Below are 18425 nucleotides of genomic sequence, written 5' to 3'. Positions count from 1 at the left end.
TGTTACCATTTATTCGGAGTTTTATACAACATATGAAGCAAGTTACATAGGTCAGTAAAGTTTTTTCTTCTTTTCACTCAAATAAATATTTAATTACAAAAGAAGCTTATTAACTAATATTATTCACTTCAAATCTTCCTCAGTTATTACCTCTATTCCATTTTCTAAAAGAAGTTGTGCAGTTATCCCATTACCTGCTATTTTGTTTCCGCTAAAGGTTCCATCATATATTTTCCCGCAGCCGCAGGAAGGACTTTTTGCCTTAAGAATTGCCTTTTTACTTCCTACAATTTTAGCAATATTTAAAACCTCCTGAGCTCCTCTTACAAATTCAAAAGTTCTATCATTTCCATCTTTATCAATAACCTTTGCCTTTCCTAGTAAAACTTCTTTTCCAGCTCCACCTACAATTTCACAAGGCTTCCTTGGAGTTTGAAGTCCACCAAGCTGCTCAGGGCATACTGGCAAAGCTCCACCATTTTTTAAAAGTTCAATTATTTTTTTATTAACACTACTATCTCCAGAATATCTACAGTTTATACCACAAAGACATGCAGAAACCAATTGTATTTTCTTATCCAAAGCTATGCACCACCTTATTTAAGTTCAACAACAGTGACTCCAGTTCCACCTTCACCATAGTTTCCAAGTCTATAGCTTTTTACATGTGGATGATTTTTAAGCATATCAGTTATAGTATTTCTAAGTACCCCTGTGCCTTTGCCATGAATAACAGTAACCTCATTGAGCCCAGCTATACATGCTTCATCGAGATATTTATCAACACTGTATATTGCTTCTTCCGCATCCATTCCCCTCAAGTCTACAGATGTAGCTACAGACCTTAAATTTAATTTTGCTTCTCTTCTTTTTACAGCTTTATCTTTTTTACTAGCTTCACCTTTACTGCCTCTTAAATCTTCAAGCTTAACATTTATTTTCATGATTCCAGCCTGAATTTGAACTTCACCTTTACTATCTGGCCGAGATATAACTGTCCCTTTCATGTTTAAAGAAGGTATAAATACTTCTTCTCCTTCTTTCACCTTTTTTAATCCTTCGCCCTTAAATTTCTCTTTTTTACTTAACTTTTCCTCTGCATCATCGAGATTCTCTCTAAGCCTTCTTCTTGAATTTTCAAGTTCTCTTCTTGCTTCAGAAGAATAGCCCAGTTTTTCAAGTTCTCTCATATCCTTAAGTATTGTATCTGCTTCTTCCTTAGCTTCTGCTATAATTCTTTTTGCCTCTCTTCTGCCTTCCATTAAAGCTTTTTCTCTCGTATCCTTTACTGAATAAAGCTTCTCCTCATATTTGATTTTAAGTTCCTCTGCTTCATTTTTATACATTTCTGCTTTCCTTGAATTTTCTTCAGCCTTAACGGTCTTTTCCTGCAAATTCTGTATCAAGTCTTCAAACTTTAGAGAATCCTTTGATATCCCCTCTCTTGCATTATTAATTATATATTCTGCAAGACCAAGTCTTTTTGAAATCTCAAAAGCATTAGACTTTCCTGGTATTCCCATAAGAAGCCTATATGTAGGCCTTAAGGTTTCAACATCAAATTCTACAGATGCATTTTCAACTCCTTCAGTTTTAAGAGCATAAGCCTTAAGCTCACTATAATGAGTTGTAGCAACTAACCTTGACCCTCTCTTCCTTAAGTCTTCAAGTATTGAGACTGCAAGTGCTGCACCTTCTGTAGGATCAGTTCCTGCCCCAAGTTCATCAAATAAAACCAGAGACTTATTATTTGCGTTGTTTATAATTTCTACTATGTTTTTCATGTGAGAAGAAAAAGTAGATAAACTTTGTTCTATGCTTTGTTCATCGCCTATATCTGCATAAACCTCCTCAAAAAAGCTCACTGCAGAATTTTCTTTTGCTGGAATCATAATTCCACTTAAAGCCATAAGTTCTAAAAGTCCAACTGTTTTTAAAGTTACAGTCTTTCCACCTGTGTTAGGTCCTGTTATGACAATAGAATTTGATTCTCTACCAAGGTATATACTCAATGGTACTACTTTTTCTGGATCTATAAGTGGATGCCTTCCATAAACTATATCTATTACTCCACTGTCATTTATATGAGGTGCAACTGCATTAATACTGCTGGCATATTTAGCTTTTGCAAATATAAAATCAAGCTCTGTCACAATTCTTTCGTTGTTTTTAACAGTTACTATACTTCCATAGACCTTTGCAGAAAGTTCTCTTAAAATCCTTTCTATTTCTGCCTTTTCTTTAAGCATCAATTCCTTTATTTCATTATTTAAATTCACAAGTCCCATTGGCTCTATAAATAGAGTGGCACCACTTGCACTTTGATCATGAACAAGTCCTGGAACCTGAGCCTTACATTCTGATTTTACAGGTATTACATATCTATCATTTCTTATGGTATATAAGTTTTCTTGTAGATAAGCTGAATAATTTCTAAGCATAGAATTCACCTTATCTTTTACAGATGCATTTTTATCTTTAAGTGATCTTCTTATGCTGTAAAGTGTTTGACTTGCCTTATCTGAAATTTCCTCTTCATCAATTATTGCATTAAATATAGAATCCTCTATATTTTTAAGCGGCACTATCCCTTCACATATATCCTCAATAACTCTATGTTCTTCCTCTCCTTCCTTGTGATTTATATATTCCTTAAACCGTCTTCCACACCTTAGCATGTTTGCAATTCTAACAAGCTGACTTGGCATTAATGAGAAGCCCTTTTCTGCCATACCTACAGCCTCTCTTACATCATAAGCACCTTCAAAAGGAGGTGTTCCCTTTTTCATAATAAGTGCTAAAGCTTCCTTTGTCTCCTCCATATGCTCCTTTACTTCATACAAATTGTCATATGGCTTAAGTTCATCTACTATTGCTTTAGCAGCTTCCGTCATTGTATACCTTTTAATTTTTCCCTTTATTTTACCGTATTCAAGAACTCTAAGTGACTTCTCGTTCAATTTATTCAACTCCTCTTTTATAGCTACCCCTTGTGTAATTTTTCATATCAATATAACTTTCTCTTTTTTTAATTACCTCAAGTACATCTTTAACCTCCTGCTCACTTTCATCAATAAAATCTATCCTAAAAGAATCAACTCCTATTTTCCCAATTTCATCAATCTTATCTAAAAGGTTTAAAGGTATTGGATTATATATGTGACTTCTGCAATATTTATCAGTAATTACATTAAAAGAAACTCCCTTTCTATCTTTTAAAACATATTTTCCTTTGGAACATGCTCCATTACATTGTTTATTAGAGGTTTTATTTCCAAAAGTACTGCCAATAGGACAATATTCACTTACCATGGTTTCAATCTTACCATAAACAAGCAGTTGAGTTTCTATTGATTTCTTTTCACAAATATGCTTTATTTCCTGTCTTGAAAGTTCAGTGCTAATACATACTCCCATCAAGTTTTTATAAAAAGAAGCTGCCCATGAATTAAATATGTTAAGTTTATAATCTCCAATTATGTTTATCTTACTTCCATATTTCCTTATTATGCCTGCATTTGCCGTTACTATTCCTTCTATATTATTTATATTCTTATCTATTAATTTACACACTTCATCAAATTCATTTCTTATTATATTGGGAACTTTTAAATATATATTGAGATTGTTCCCTATACCATACGCTTCTATATATTTAGGCGAACTTTTGTAAAACACATCAATAAGTATATCTTTAAAGCCCAATTTAACAGCTCCATTAAACTGATCCTTATTGCATACTCCAATCATAAACCTTGGCAATTTATATTTGGAGCTATTTTCTTCAATATCAAAGCTTATTTTACCTTCTGCTTCTCTTTTAAACTTTTCTGTTATGAATTTCTGAAGTTTTTCAAGAAGCTCTCTTCTTACTAAATTCATATGTGATACTGGCAAAAATCCTTCTTCATAGCTTTCAAACTTAACGTATTTTACTTGGAATGGAGTATTTCCTGTTTTTCTTAAGCTTTCCTCAAGCTTTCCCTTTGCCGTTGGCTTTTTCTGAGCGCTCTCCACCTTTTCTCCAAAGCATTCCACATACATTTTTTCATCTAAATTGGCTTTTAAAAATATTGGTTTTCCTACCTCAAATTTTACTGTAAGCTGAATATCAATTTTTCTTTTATATTGTTCCTCATAACTTTCTGATAATTTATTTAAAAACTCCTCATCAGAGGTTTTATATATTATGTCACCTTTCCTATAGAACTCTGGATATAATTTAACCTTTTCTGATTTTTTAGCTTTCAAAACTTCTTTTCCGCCTTTTATAATTTTACTTACTACTCCACCTTTTTCTCCAGCTCTTATCCCATCCTTCAAATTAACTTCTTCCTCTAACAGCACACTACCATCCTTTAAAACTGTCCCAAGTCTTATACCTGTATTTTTAGGAAAATTATATGCCATCATATCCTTTCCAACATTTCCAAAGAGATACGCTTTTGAAAACCCCTCTCTGTTAAATAATTTCAAAAGTTTTTTTTCTTCTTCTTCAATATCATACCTTTCACTTGAATACACACTATCTATTGCTTTTCGATAGGCTGATACAACACCAGCCACATATTCTGGCCTTTTCATTCTACCTTCAATCTTAAGAGATGCAGTTCCAGAATTTATTATCGCTTCTACATCTTTTAAGGTACACATATCTTTAGTGCTTAAAAGATACCCTTTTTTATTTTCTAGATTATTTTCATTTATAATAGTATATGGAAGCCTGCATGGTTGAGCACACCTTCCTCTGTTACCACTTCTTCCACCTATTACTGAGCTCATAAGACATTGCCCCGAGTAGCATACACAAAGTGCTCCATGAATAAACATCTCGGTTTCAATATTTAATTCCTTCGATATGTACTTTATTTCTTTCAAACTTAATTCTCTTGAAAGTACAATTCTCTTGAAGCCCAGCTCCTTATAATAAAGTGCTCCTTCAGAATTATGTATAGTCATTTGAGTTGAAGCATGAATTTCAAAATCACTAAAATTTCTCTTTATAAGAGCTGCAATCCCAACGTCCTGTACTATAAGTGCATCTACACCTATTTTATATAAAAATTCTATATATTCCATGACATCTTTTATTTCATTTTGCTTTATTAAGGTATTTACAGTTACATAAATTCTGACACCATATGTATGACAATAGTCCACTATTTTTTCCATATCTTCATCACTAAAATTAGAGGCATATGCTCTTGCAGAAAATCTACTTCCACCTAAATAAACAGCATCTGCCCCATTTTGAACAGCTGCATAAATACTTTCTATTCCACCTGCTGGCGCTAATAGTTCAATTTTTTTCATCAAAATCCTCCTGCTCAATTTCATTTATATATTTAATTATACATAAAGTAAAAATTAATACAAATATTTAATATTAAAAGTAAAAAACTGCCATATTATATCTTAATGGCAGTAAAATTTTTTATTATTTAATTTTTATTACTCATTACCTAAATCCTCTTCTAAGTATTCTTGTGTATTTTCTTCATCATCTTCATCGTCATCTTCATTCCCAAAGAAATCTTCCTTTTGTGGAGGATCAAATATATCAAATGGGAATTTTAGATTGTTAAAATACTCGCATGGGTCTTCCGCAATTTCTTCGCATTTTTTAGGTTTGCAAAAACCAGTAGAAGGAACAACTAAATTTACAAGTCTAAATAATTTAATTATGGTAAATAATCCTATAGTTACATTAACAGAATTAGGTACAGGAGGATTATCTCCACTAGTAATAGGTATTGTATATCCAAGCGTTGCTTCTAAAGGATAAGAACTTGCTTCAACAAGAACAAATGGTGCTACTTGAAGATTAGAAAACCCACCAAAATCACTGTACACATTAACATCAGTTCCGGTAGAACCAAACAAACTAACTTTTTTGTTAAATAAACTTCTTGCAGGAACATTAGCCCCTATTGGATTTCCACTTCCATCTCTAAATTGTAATTCATATTGAAATGAAAACTTGAGCTCAATATCATAATATCCTCTTCTAAGTAAATTAGGAGATTTATTTACTAAAAAAATCCCACCAATACCAAAAGTATTTGGAACTATAATAACTGCCGCTGCATTGTTAGGTGGATTAATTGGTTCTTCTGGAGCTAATGCACTATATGCTAACTTTTCAATACAATCCTGCTGCCTACATTGATCATACACTTTATTTGCAATTATACATTCGTCTTTTGTTTTTTCTGTGTAAGAACACTTTGACATTATCCTTTCCCTCCTTACATAAGCTTATAGTAAACATGCTTATAGCATGATATTTAATCTTATATTCATATATTATGATTGTAAAAAAAATATGTGCTTAATTTAGCACTAAGAATAAATGTCTTTAATTAAAAACTTTACTTGCACATATTTTTTAAATAAAGTACTTTTTCCTTACTCATTTCTCCTACCTTTTTTATTGGAGTTCCTTCATACAGCGAATAAGGTTCTGTAATTGTATTTACTTTAACAAGGCTATTAGGTCCTATAAAGGTTCCTTCACTTAATGTAACACCTGGAAGTATCACACAATTAGCACCTACTACTGAAAACTTTTTTATGCTTATTGGTGCAGAATACACATTTTTAAATTCATCAGGAACAGTAGAATTGGTTAAATATGAATTAGTATAATCATCAGAGCTCATTAATATCTTTGTTCCCTGAGCTATGCTCGTATAGTCCTCCATTTGAAGAAGTCCATCGCCTGTTATTCCTACAAAATTTTTTATATGAACATTATTGCCTATTTTAATACCTTTTTTTGCAACAATAAATACAAAATCATCTATAATAACATTGTTACCTATTTCTATATTGCCAGCGTGTATTATTCGAGCACTTTTGTATATTTTCACATTATTACCTATACTTTTAAACTTCATACTATTCCTCCTTTCTAAAGCTTTTATTTTCAACACAATTATAAATATCTTTTTAATATCTCAATTCTTCTATCTATTTGACTTTTTGTATCAAATACACTCATAAATTTTTTTCGTCCATTTTCAGATAGCTCATATAACATTTTTATATCATTTACATAGTAAATTATTTTATATACTATATCATCTAAATCTTTATTTACAATTACTATCTCTTTTCCATCTATAAAATTCCTATTTAAATTTAATAAATCCGTTGAAAATACAGCTGTGCCACATAAAGCTGCCTGTACACAGCATCCTGTTGGAAAACCATCAAATTCTCCGTCAAGTCTTGCAAAAGGTACATTAGGACTTAGAATTATATCCATACTAGGATAAAAGTTTACAAAGAAATCCTTCGCCCTATATCCATAGAAAGTAATATTACCATTTAACGATGATACATCTATATCAGATTTATTAAATCCACCTACTACATGAAATCTAAATTTATCCGATACAGTAATAAGCTTCTTACATACTTCTATAAAAGTGTCATATCCCTTATCAACTCCTTTTTCAGAGTATTTTCCTCCAACAAAACAAATATCAAATGTACCCTTATCCTTCCCATACCTTTTCTTTCTCTGCACATTAACCCTAAAATATTCTGAATCATCAACAATACCATAAATATAATCAATTTTATCTGGCGCAATAAACTTATTATCAACAATATATCTATATACTATTTCTTGTGTTACAATTACACTTTTAAAAACATTTGAAGAAAATATTCTTTTTAGTTTATTATTACAAGTTGCATCATTTAAATGCAAGCCACCACCAGGATAAAGTGTAAATACAAAAGGTGTTTTTTCTCTTTCAAAATATTGTGTAAGAAAATAGGCACTGTTTAAAAACATAGTGTAAAAGAGTGAACACTTCGGCATTATATAAGGATTAAATTGCTTCACTCTTCCAGCAAACTGCGGATAAACTCTTACATATTCATTATATGCTTTTAAGAATTCATTCTCGTTTAACGCAGAGTAAACTTCACAGTTAGGAAATATCGACATATAATAATTAAATTCTGTTATTCTGAAATTACTTACGATGCTTGGGAAAAAATCATCTATTATAACTAATTTTTTTTCTCGCATATTCTCACCATCATTTTTTAACCTCATTTATTTTATATTTCATCTTATAGAGTTTCTCAAGCTTTAGTATTTTATCTTTATTCATATTTTTTAATTTTCTTATTGGAGTGCCTACATATAAAGAAAATGGCTCTGTAATGGTATTACTTTCAATAAGACTATTTGCTCCAACAAAGGTTCCTTGGCTTAAAGTAGCACCTGGCATAATAACACTGCTTGAACCAACTATAGAAAATTTGCAAAGCCTAACAGGAGCAGAAAAATATTCAAAATATTTATCACCCTTAAAATAATAATTACTAGTAAAAACTCTTGTACCACTTGCTATTCCACTAAAGTCCTCCATTACAAATTCTTCATTTCCTGTTATGCTTATAAAACTTGTTATATGAATATTGCTGCCTATTTTAACACTTTTATTAGCACATATAAATGCAAAATCATCTATTATTACATTGTCCCCAATTTCAATATTCTCTGGGTGTATTATTATAGCCTTTTCATATATGATTACATTCTTTCCTTTTTTCTTAAATTCCATAATATTTCCTTTCTTAATATATAAATGTTATAAAAACAAACTATTTATATTACATTTCACTATAGATAAACCATTTCAACTATTAAAATTCACGTGCACCATAATACCCAGGAGACGGCATTTTGGTACAAATAAACTTGAAGTTCCAAGGTAGTTTATCTTTATTACTTTCCAATATTATGACCTTTAAAAATTACGGTACATATATACCTTTTAGCTAAGCTAGCTTCGCTATATTAGAAAATACAAGCTATCCAGTAATTTTTTTAATTTCATTAATTCTACGGTAAATTGTATCTTTATTTTCCATGAACTCACTATTGTATCTATAATTAAGAAAACTATTGTATTTATCTAAACAATTCAAAACAATAGCTAACTGCTCAAGTTCTGATCTACCACTCCAAGTACCTGATACTAAAACAGGATGAACAGACATAGGCTGTGGCAGATACCCTATTAATCCATATTGTGATACAACTATATTTATCATCCAATCATAAACAAGCATATTATAAAGTGAACTATCTATATTTCTGATAGCACTTGCCCTATACATACATCCTGAAAAATTTTGAATAAAGTTATTTTTTACTAAGTCGGAAGTATTAAAAAGTAGATACGCAACATTATCAGGAAATTGTTGTATTGCCGTATTTGAATTATCAGGAAATACAGCAATAATTTTATTAAATACCATTGAACATTCTGGATGATTTATTAGAAAATCCATTTGAAGTTTAAGCTTCATATCACTATTCCAATAATCATCCCCCTCCAAGACAGCTATAAAATCTCCACTGCACTTGCTGAAAGCACTTTCGTAATTTTTAGTTATACCTAAATTCTGAGGATTACTAAATATTTTTAATTTATCTCCAAATATAGCTTTATATTGACTGACTATATTTATGGTATTATCATTTGAACAATCATCCGCTACTATAATTTCATAATCATAAAAAAACTTTTGCATTCGTACACTTTCAATTGCCTTTTGAATGTATTTTTCATGATTATAGGTTATTATTAATATACTTAATTTATAACTCATATTATCACCCTATGATAAATTTATATGATCTTTATTTTTTTTAGCACTGGCAAATATTGCTTAAAACCCTCATTGGAAGTTATCATTGGTAAAAGAGGTTTAACTAATGATATCCAACTAGAATAAAAGCTAGAATAAATCTCTGAGGGAACAATGCTTATACTGTAACCATAATCCATCAATATTAAAGATTCCAATAACATTTTTATTCTTATTTCTTCTGACATAGTGTTTTGTGCACCGTGTATTCTAAAATAACTCAAAGTATCACTCATATAAACAAAGTTTCCAGTTAAAAGTAACGATATCCAAGTAGCTATATCAACCAATGCATAAAACTGTACACCATTTAAAACTCCAAACTTATTTACATCTCTTTTTCTGAATAAAACTGTAGTAGGTTCCCCTATAAAGTTCCCTTTCATAATTAATTTTCCTAAAACATCCCTTCCTAATATAGGTTGATTTACATCTTCTATAGGTTTTGTTACATCAATATCTTCTAGCAATTTTCCATCCTTATCTATAATTCCTCTATGCGAAGTAACTAGTTTAACATTCTCATATTTATAAAAACACTGAATCATTTTCTCTATTTTATATTTATCAAATAAATCATCATCATTTAAATAATTAATGAATTCACCATTGGCTAAACTATAGCATTTCTGCATATTAATTAAGCCATATTCACCCAATTGTCCTCCGTTGAAAAAGTACTTAATATTTTTATATACTTTTATATATTTTTCTACAACATCTTTTGTGCGATAATCTGTGCTGTCATCACATATTATTATTTCAATATTTGTATAGCTTTGATTTAATGCACTTATAAGAGACAGCTCAAAATATTCCGGTCTATTATGAGTAGCTATAAGCACACTTACAAGAGGATTATTATCCATATATTTATCACCTTTTCATCCTTCAATTTTAAAAATCTTTCTTTATGAATTATTCTTATAGTTATATGTTATGCTAGTAGATTTTTATAATTTACAACATTAAATAAAAAAGGATACTCAGTATCCTTTTTTATTCTAATCTTCAGTTTTAGACTTACCATTAAATTCTTCCAATTGCTTTTTATACAATGCTTTATTAGCTACAAAGTAATCATTATACTTATAGCGTAAAAATTTATTATAATCATCGCAAGACTTTATAATAGATTTCACTTTATCCTCTCTACTTTTTCCATTCCATGCCCCATTACTGTGAATTCTATAAACAGAAGTAACCTCTGGTAAATATGCTATAGGTCCTTTTTGAGATATTGCAATATTAAACATCCAATCATACACTTCCATATCAAAAAGCACTGGGTCTAACCTTTTTACAAACTCATTTCTATAGATACATGATGAAAAGTTTCCAATTAAATTTGATTTTATCAAATCCTCAGTTCTTATAGTTACATATTTCAAATTATTACAGGAATACGTTTTTCTAGACACATTGTTATCCATATCATACATTACATACCTATTAAGTGCTCCCGAATATTCTTTATGAGAATCTAAAAAATCAGTTTGTATCTGAAGTTTATGTGGAGATACCCAATAATCATCACCTTCTAAAAGTGCAATATATTCTCCACTACACCTCTTGAACCCTCTTTCATAATTTTTAGTTATCCCTACATTTTTTTTATTATCTAATATCATTATTTTTTCTGGATACATATTTTTATAATGTTTTATAATCTCTAAAGTCGAATCCTTAGAACAGTCATCAGTTACAACAATTTCAAATTTATAACTAGTAACTTGCATAAGAATGCTTTCAATAGCCTGCTTTACAAACTTAGAATTATTATAGGTTATAAGAAGTACGCTTACCTTTATATTTTCATTCATTTTTTATCACCTTATATTTTATATATTTATCACTGTTTAACGTATGCACAACAAAATCACAGTATTTGTCATGACTCCAAAATTCATCATGTGATTTAGATAGTTTGTATTTTGTATAAGGATTGTTTAACCTAGAATATATATTCCAAGTTAAATGAATAAACTTATTAACTTTAGTTTTTGCCCATCTTTTTCCTAAAACATTATAACAATAATCTAACATTACAGAATCTTTAAATTTTAACTTTTTATCATTCATATACTTTAAAAATTTTCTTAAATCTTCTGTTTTCATAAGCAATAGGTGAGCACCTGTAGGGCACTCAATATAGTCATGGCATATATTTATAGGCTTTGGTATCCAATTTACTGCATCTTTAAATTGTCTCAAAGGTAAATTATCACTTATAAGATCTACCCCACAGACTAAAATTTCACTATGCCTGTTTAAAATATTTCTTTCTTCATCTAACCATCCTAAAGAGTTACCTTTTATATCCCCATCTGTTATAACTATATTCTTATATTTATACAAATCAATTAAATTTGATTGAAAGAACTCTTCAACAGCATTATTACTTATATTCGCCATAAATTCTACGTACATAGAAATTTGTTGGGTATTTAAAAGATTCATTAAATAAGGCTTTATTTCTTTTTCTGTATTTACACTTCTATTTTCAATTACAAAAAACTCAAGTTGATCTCCCAATTTTAGTAAAAAATCCAATGATTCTTTTATAATATCAACATTGTAATAAACTAAAACAACACAAGGTATTTTCTCCACCTCTTATTACCCTCCAGTAAAAAGTTAAATAAACTTTTATTAAAACTAATTTTATACATTTTTATTTACTATATCTACTATTGTCTTAAGCTCTTCTACTTTAATAGAATCATAAAAAGGTAAACAAAGTACTCTTTTAGCTATATCATCTGCTATTGGCACATTTGATTTATTTATGAGGTATGGAAGAGTACTTAAGCTTGGATAAAAGTACCTTCTTGGATTTATATTTTCACTAGAAAGAGCCTTTACCAATTTAACTACTTTTTCTTCATTACTCAATATAATTGGGAAATAACTATAATTAAACGAAGAACTTTCATTGTGCTTTTGAAAAACTATATTACCTTTTAAATGATTCATATAGTATTCATATACATTTTTTCTATTATCAATTATTTCGTCTATACTATCTAAAATACATAAACCCATGGCAGCCTCTAATTCATTCATTTTTGCATTTATTCCAAGATTATTTATACTATTAAGTCCATCTATACCAAAATTAATCATAAGGCATGCCTTTTTATAAAGCTCGTCATCTTTAATTACAAGTGCTCCACCTTCTATTGTATGAAAGATTTTAGTAGCATGAAAACTCATTATAGATATATCCCCATAATTTAATATACTTTTATTTTTATACTTAATACCAAAAGCATGTGCAGCATCATATATAACCTTAATTCCATGTTTTTTAGCAACTTTATCTATATATTCTACTTCACAGGCATTTCCGAATACATGAACTGGAACAATTGCTGACACACTATGTGATATGTTTTTTTCTATTAGCCTTTCATCTAGATTTAAAGTTTCACTGTTAATATCAACAAATTTAGGAGTTAACCCTTCCCATACCTGACTACTTACAGTTGCTACAAATGTAAAAGGGGTTGTTATTACATTTCCTTTAAGTTCCAATAGCTTGTATGCAATTTGAAGCGCTAAAGTGCCATTTTGAACTAACAATATATTTTTAACTCCAAGATAATTCTCTAATTCCTTTTTCAATTTTCTCAAAAATTGACCATTATTTGTAATAATGCCATCGCTAAATATTTTTTTTAAATACACACTATATTTATCAAGTGAAGGAATATAGGTTTTGGTTACATTAATCATATTTTCATCACTCCTTACACATTCCATACTTTCATGTTATGCATAAGTATACTTATATTCCACAAATATATAATGATTACTTACAATTAAATATTTCATTATATTTAGCTCCCCATTTTTTCTCAAACTTATCTTTGTTTATTTCAAGAAGCTTTAAGTAATTGTATTTTGAAAAAGATACTCCACCATAATGATATATAAAGGTATCTTTACAAAGAATAAGCTTATAGCCAGCTTTTCTAATTCTAATTGAATAATCATCATCTTCATAATTTCCTGGTGAAAATCTTTCATCAAGAAAGCCAACTTTTTCTATTACTTCTTTCTTTACAAAAAAGCAAAATCCAACGAGTCTATTTCTATACTCCCATTTATTCCGATCAGATACATTATATCTTTTGCACCACTTCAATACCCCATTTATTGAATCATATGGCACACTTATGCTTTGAGCATTAGAGCACTTGTTTGTAATGGGTCCAACTGCTCCTATATCTCTATTGCTATATAAGCATCTTCTTAAATTTTTAAGCCAATTAGGAGTCACAATAACATCATTATTTAATAAAAGTACATCGTCACCACAAGCTGCACTTATTCCTTGATTACAGCCCTTTGGAAATCCTAAATTTTCACTATTATATATAACTTTTATATCTTTTTGTGTACTAAGCCAATTTTTTGTATTATCAGTTGAATTATTATCGACTACTATAAGTTCGTAATCTTTTTCAGTATATTTTCTTATACTTTGTATACAGCTTCTGGAATAGCTTAATCCATTATGTGTTAGGATAATTATGCTTGTCTTCATAAAGCTTCACCACCTACACCTTTACAATTGACAAATTGTTATTGCAATTTATCTTTTTTGTAATGTTATATAAACTTCTAGTTTCTATTTTCCAGGTATGATCTGATAATTCTCTATGTCTTATATAAACATAATTATACCTATGCCCTGAATATACATTTATATTAGCTTTTACACAATCACTAATAAAATATGAATCTTCACTAAGGCTCATATCCCTAAACTTAACCTTTTCAAAAACTTTTCTTTTTATAACAAAAGTAGAACCTGCAATATAAGGAGTATACTTATCATTATAATTTGCATTCATTATTCCTATGGAATTATATTTTTCATAATAAACAAAATACGAAGCTTTTCCTATAACATCTGCATCAGTATATCTAAATGTATTTACAGCATCTAGAATATAATTTTCTCCATAATAATCGTCATCATCTATTTTAGCTAAATAATTATATTTTGAAACCTCCACACCATAATTCATGCAATATCCAAGACTTATATCCTCATCAAGCTGGTATACCCTTATATTTTTATATTTTTCGGCTTCTTTGTTGTAGTCATCTATATTCAATTTATTATTATTAAGTATTATTATCAATTCTTTGTTTGCATAATTACATCTCAAATAATTTGTAAATATATTCTTAATATATTTTATTTTATTAGTTGAAACAATCATAGAAACACCAGGTTTATTACAATCTTTAAACTTTTTGCGTAAATCTAAAATGCTTTTTTTTTCATCTTTAACCTTAAATATCATTTTCTATCACTTCTTATTATTAATAATGTTTTATGCATGCCAAGTAGTATACATTATACGTAATTGCAAAAAAACTTGTTACAAAAAAAGATGGCCTTAACCATCTTTAAATTAATAAACTTTTTCATAATCTTTTTTTCCTTTATAGTTTGTTATCTTATATATACCTCTTATTTTTATTCCGCTATCTATTATTTCTTTTTTTACTGTATCCATATATTCTTCACTAAATCTAATACTATGAGTACATGAAGTAGAAATCTTACATGGAGTTTGAATTATTTTGGTCTGTATTCCCTTTTTAATCAATATTCCATATAAGTAAATTGCATGATTTTGTGATTTAAAAACTGCTAGATATTCATTTTCTAAAACTTTTGTTTCACGCAATATATCAGCCCCTTAATTTATAACGATTTTCTTATCCATATCCATTCCTTTATCGTAGTTACGTCACAATTGCTCTTCAATATATTTATATGCTTTTGTCCTACTAATGTATATATTATTTTTACACCATTTTTATATAAATCATTTATAAATGTGTAATATACATTTTTAAGATATGTTATTCTATTTATCTTATTTTCATCTAAATATAATTTTGCATAACATTTTTCATTTTTTATAGTTATTTTTGCGTAAAACTTGCCGTAACTTGTAGAAAACTTATATAAACTATTTGGCTCCGCATTCTCCTTAAACCGCTTAGGTCCCATTCTAAAAATCGGAACGCATTTGCTGCTTACATGATTTCGAGTATTCTTTGCATATTCATTTATTCCTCTTAATCTGCTGTTTTCAATATTTATTTTTATGCTGTAATTCTTATATATTTCTTTATAGCCAATACTTTTAAATTGCTCAATATACTCTCCATTAACTATCCTATCAACATTGTTTACATTATTCTTTTTAGCTATTTCAACTATTTCCTTTTCTATATTTGAATAAAGCTTTTTATACTTGCTGTCTAAAAAATCTACATAATGTATAAATGCGTACTGTTGCAAATCCTTCTCATCCTTTTCAAAACTTATTATGGCAGTTGCATAATTAACCTTATTTTGTATCATCTTCAAAACGTAAGTTTCTTCACTTAATATTACACTCATTAAATCTGGACTTACATTTTGTATTCCCTTTAAATAATTTTCCTTCTCATCTGACTTTTCTATAATCTCACAACTAACCTTAAAAGAATTTTCTTTAGGACTTTCTTTAGTTACTACTTTATTTTTAGATACTGTATCATTCTTAATTTTACTTTCCTCTGCCTTTTGATCTTTACCATGAAACTGACTCTTACTATTTGCTGCTTCACTATATATTCTTCTTATATTATAAAAAAAGTTTCTTAATTCTTTTCCGGCTTTATAATCGCTAAATTCTATATTATTTTCCACACTTTCTTTATAAAATTCTAGAGCCTTTTTTACAACTTCCTCATGGGTTATTCCGGTTTTAACTACATATTCTCTTACCCAATCTTCAATATCACTCATTTTGAGTTATCCCTCCATGAATTTCATCTAAAGCCTTTACAAGCCTCTCTATTTCTTCAAGGGTATTAAAATATCCCGGACTTACTCTTACAGTACCTCTATTTTTAGTGCCAATTACTTCATGTACTAGCGGTGCACAGTGATATCCATTTCTAACTCCTATGCCCTTTGAATTAAGCATAGCAGCAGTATCTGAACTATCCACACCATCTACATTTAGAGAAACAACGGCACTTCTATCTTCCATATCCTCTCTGCCATATAAAATTATATAATCTCTCTTTTTCAATTCTTTAAGAAGTGCTTCCGTAAGCTCAAGCTCATGTTTTCTTATATTATCCATACCAATTTCCTTTATAAATCTAACACCAGCATATAATCCAGCAATACCAGGTGTATTTAATGTTCCGCTTTCAAATTTATCTGGAAGAAATTTCGGTTGATGCATGGAATAAGAATTACTACCAGTTCCTCCGCTTTTATATTCTGAAACCTCCAAACCTTCCCTTATATAAAGCACTCCTGTCCCTTGAGGTCCTAAAAGCCCTTTATGCCCTGAAAATGCCATAACATCTATATTGCATTTATTAACGTCAATATTTATAACGCCGGCACTTTGGGAAGCATCCACCATGAAAATAACTCCATATCTCCTTGCAATTTCACCTATTCTTTCTATATCTTGAATACTTCCAGTTACATTTGAAACGTGATTTACTACAATCATCTTTGTATTTACTCTTATTTGCTTCTCTATATTTTTAAGACTTACAAAACCATATTTATCAGCCCCAACTATGCTGCTTTTTACGGATTTTTTTCTAAGATAATTTATGGGTCTAAGTACAGAATTATGTTCCATAGCGGTTGTAATTACATGATCACCTCTTTTAAGTATACCTTTTATACCCATGTTAAGTCCTTCCGTAGCACTTGACGTAAAAATTATATTGAATAAATTTGATACATTAAAAAGCTTAGCAATTTCTTCTCTAGTTTCCATCACCTTTTTAGATGCCCTAACAGCCATATCATATGATCCTCTTCCAGGATTAGCAGCATAATTTTTCATGCATTCCATAACTGCCTCATAAACCGTATCTGGTTTTGGAAAAGTAGTTGCAGCATTATCGAAATATATCATAATAACCCACCTAAAATAATTATTCATTTTATCTTATGAAATGAGTTGCAAGCTTAATACCAAAAAGTAAAAAAACCTACTCTTTAGAATAGGTTTTTATTTTTTTCTATTTTCTTTTAAATCTTTAACTATCTGCTTTTTCGTCTTTGCCAAATCTATTTGATTTTCAAGATATTTATTTTCTAAATCTATAACCTTGTATTTTAAGCTATGTATTGTAAACTTAAAATCCTTATTTTCGCTAGCACATTTTTCATACATGCTTTTATATTTCTTTATCTCATTTTCCATAAGTGCAAGCTGCTCAGTAAGTTCTTCAACTTGGACATCTTTTTCCTTTAACGCTTTGAGTTCCTTAATTTCAGCTAAAAGTTCATTTTTCTCATTATTGGATTTCAATAAACTTTCATTTAACTTATCACATTCAATTTGATTGTTTTTCTTTATTTCCTCAATTTCATTTTTGGATTTTTGAAGTTCACTCTTTAAATCACTTTCTCGTTTTTTATAAATTTCTACTTGATCAACTAATTCGTCATTTTCATAGCCTGTTTTAAACATGTCATCCGCAACATTAAGTGCAGTCAAAATAGCCGCATCTGCTGTACTAAGTTTCTCATTATTCTCCATTATGTTTTTAATTTTTTTATCAACATATTTTTCTACTGTTCTTAAATACTCTTCTTTTTCCTCTCCTCTTAAGGAGTATTCTATACCATTTATCTTTATGGTAATTACATTCATATATAACACCTTCAATTCTATATATAGTTA

Annotated in this window: 18 protein-coding genes; all 18 read right to left on the bottom strand. The window is 29.3% G+C overall.

All coding sequences use genetic code 11. The annotated features are described in order from the left end of the window. Positions 1-123: 123 nt before the first annotated feature. Positions 124-570 (bottom strand): 2-thiouracil desulfurase family protein, encoded by a 447-nt coding sequence (locus ACJDT4_RS14900; protein ID WP_406788483.1) that lies wholly within the window; start codon positions 568-570, stop codon positions 124-126. 26 nt (positions 571-596) lie between these two features. Beyond that, positions 597-2960 carry an endonuclease MutS2 gene (locus ACJDT4_RS14895; RefSeq protein ID WP_406788364.1) on the bottom strand — a complete coding sequence of 788 codons (2364 nt, stop codon included), beginning with the start codon at positions 2958-2960 and terminating at the stop codon, positions 597-599. Position 2961: 1 nt separating this feature from the next. Further along, on the bottom strand, positions 2962-5313 hold the full coding sequence (locus tag ACJDT4_RS14890) for a U32 family peptidase (protein ID WP_406788363.1): 2352 nt from the start codon (positions 5311-5313) through the stop codon (positions 2962-2964). 138 nt (positions 5314-5451) lie between these two features. Continuing rightward, positions 5452-6234: a hypothetical protein gene (locus tag ACJDT4_RS14885; RefSeq protein WP_406788362.1), complete on the bottom strand. Its 783-nt coding sequence runs from the start codon at positions 6232-6234 to the stop codon at positions 5452-5454. A 137-nt stretch (positions 6235-6371) separates the two neighbouring features. Continuing rightward, positions 6372-6899, bottom strand: coding sequence for an acyltransferase (locus ACJDT4_RS14880; protein ID WP_406788361.1), 528 nt, complete (start codon positions 6897-6899; stop codon positions 6372-6374). A 38-nt stretch (positions 6900-6937) separates the two neighbouring features. Then, complete coding sequence (locus ACJDT4_RS14875) at positions 6938-8047, bottom strand: glycosyltransferase family 4 protein (RefSeq protein ID WP_406788360.1); 1110 nt, start codon at positions 8045-8047, stop codon at positions 6938-6940. A gap of 10 nt (positions 8048-8057) precedes the next feature. After that, complete coding sequence (locus ACJDT4_RS14870) at positions 8058-8588, bottom strand: acyltransferase (RefSeq protein ID WP_406788359.1); 531 nt, start codon at positions 8586-8588, stop codon at positions 8058-8060. Positions 8589-8838: 250 nt separating this feature from the next. Next, on the bottom strand, positions 8839-9642 hold the full coding sequence (locus tag ACJDT4_RS14865; protein ID WP_406788358.1) for a glycosyltransferase: 804 nt from the start codon (positions 9640-9642) through the stop codon (positions 8839-8841). 20 nt (positions 9643-9662) lie between these two features. Continuing rightward, positions 9663-10550 carry a glycosyltransferase family 2 protein gene (locus ACJDT4_RS14860; protein ID WP_406788357.1) on the bottom strand — a complete coding sequence of 296 codons (888 nt, stop codon included), beginning with the start codon at positions 10548-10550 and terminating at the stop codon, positions 9663-9665. A gap of 135 nt (positions 10551-10685) precedes the next feature. Beyond that, on the bottom strand, positions 10686-11504 hold the full coding sequence (locus ACJDT4_RS14855) for a glycosyltransferase (RefSeq protein WP_406788356.1): 819 nt from the start codon (positions 11502-11504) through the stop codon (positions 10686-10688). Further along, on the bottom strand, positions 11497-12294 hold the full coding sequence (locus ACJDT4_RS14850) for a hypothetical protein (protein ID WP_406788355.1): 798 nt from the start codon (positions 12292-12294) through the stop codon (positions 11497-11499). The genes ACJDT4_RS14855 and ACJDT4_RS14850 overlap by 8 nt, the downstream gene beginning before the upstream one ends. Positions 12295-12345: 51 nt before the next feature. Further along, on the bottom strand, positions 12346-13419 hold the full coding sequence (locus ACJDT4_RS14845) for a DegT/DnrJ/EryC1/StrS family aminotransferase (RefSeq protein WP_406788354.1): 1074 nt from the start codon (positions 13417-13419) through the stop codon (positions 12346-12348). Positions 13420-13495: 76 nt separating this feature from the next. Next, entirely contained in the window at positions 13496-14233 is a 738-nt protein-coding gene (locus ACJDT4_RS14840) for a glycosyltransferase family 2 protein (RefSeq protein ID WP_406788353.1), read from the bottom strand. Positions 14234-14246: 13 nt separating this feature from the next. Continuing rightward, positions 14247-15002 carry a glycosyltransferase family 2 protein gene (locus tag ACJDT4_RS14835; RefSeq protein WP_406788352.1) on the bottom strand — a complete coding sequence of 252 codons (756 nt, stop codon included), beginning with the start codon at positions 15000-15002 and terminating at the stop codon, positions 14247-14249. A 111-nt stretch (positions 15003-15113) separates the two neighbouring features. Continuing rightward, positions 15114-15392 carry a putative Se/S carrier protein gene (locus ACJDT4_RS14830; protein ID WP_406788351.1) on the bottom strand — a complete coding sequence of 93 codons (279 nt, stop codon included), beginning with the start codon at positions 15390-15392 and terminating at the stop codon, positions 15114-15116. A 17-nt stretch (positions 15393-15409) separates the two neighbouring features. Next, positions 15410-16507 carry a hypothetical protein gene (locus tag ACJDT4_RS14825; protein WP_406788350.1) on the bottom strand — a complete coding sequence of 366 codons (1098 nt, stop codon included), beginning with the start codon at positions 16505-16507 and terminating at the stop codon, positions 15410-15412. Then, a complete protein-coding gene (locus tag ACJDT4_RS14820) occupies positions 16500-17651 on the bottom strand; it encodes an aminotransferase class V-fold PLP-dependent enzyme (protein WP_406788349.1) in 1152 nt (383 codons plus the stop codon). Before ACJDT4_RS14820 ends, ACJDT4_RS14825 begins: the two co-directional genes overlap by 8 nt. Before the next feature lie 96 nt (positions 17652-17747). After that, entirely contained in the window at positions 17748-18395 is a 648-nt protein-coding gene (locus ACJDT4_RS14815; protein ID WP_406788348.1) for a cell division protein ZapA, read from the bottom strand. Positions 18396-18425 lie beyond the last annotated feature (30 nt).

Source organism: Clostridium neuense (genome assembly GCF_045310695.1).
Lineage (GTDB): Bacteria > Bacillota > Clostridia > Clostridiales > Clostridiaceae > Clostridium_S > Clostridium_S neuense.
This window is presented reverse-complemented; position numbering and strand designations above follow the sequence as displayed.